Origin of the sequence: Streptococcus penaeicida (assembly GCF_002887775.1) — a bacterium.
Lineage (GTDB): Bacteria > Bacillota > Bacilli > Lactobacillales > Streptococcaceae > Streptococcus > Streptococcus penaeicida.
In genome coordinates this window covers 1-385 of the sequence record NZ_LOCM01000060.1, presented here as the reverse complement: position 1 = coordinate 385, position 385 = coordinate 1, and the positions used below count along the sequence as shown (strand labels likewise).

The 385-nt window shown below is 47.3% G+C and carries 4 tRNA genes; all 4 read left to right on the top strand.

Annotated elements, in window-relative coordinates:
* The 4 genes from AT575_RS10235 (at window position 1) to AT575_RS10220 (ending at window position 383) form a co-directional block, all read left to right on the top strand.
* Window positions 1-72, top strand: a tRNA-Asp gene (locus AT575_RS10235).
* 68 nt (window positions 73-140) lie between these two features.
* Window positions 141-213, top strand: a tRNA-Lys gene (locus AT575_RS10230).
* Between the two features lie 5 nt (window positions 214-218).
* Window positions 219-300 (top strand) — tRNA-Leu (locus tag AT575_RS10225).
* Window positions 301-310: 10 nt separating this feature from the next.
* A tRNA-Thr gene (locus AT575_RS10220) sits at window positions 311-383 on the top strand.
* The last annotated feature ends 2 nt before the right edge of the window (window positions 384-385 follow it).

The following is a 385-nucleotide window of genomic DNA, read 5'->3' as shown; positions in this document are numbered from 1 at the left end:
GTCCCGTAGTGTAGCGGTTATCACGTCGCCCTGTCACGGCGAAGATCGCGGGTTCGATTCCCGTCGGGACCGTTTTATAAGTCTGGTGGACTTATAAAATTTATTGAAGAAAATCAATTAAAAACATTAAATGATGATAAGACTCGTTAGCTCAGTTGGTAGAGCAATTGACTTTTAATCAATGGGTCACTGGTTCGAGCCCAGTACGGGTCATCACAGCGGGTTTGGCGGAATTGGCAGACGCACCAGATTTAGGATCTGGCGCTTAACGGCGTGGGGGTTCAAGTCCCTTAACCCGCATAAAACTTTAGCCGGCTTAGCTCAGTTGGTAGAGCATCTGATTTGTAATCAGAGGGTCGCGTGTTCAAATCATGTAGCCGGCATT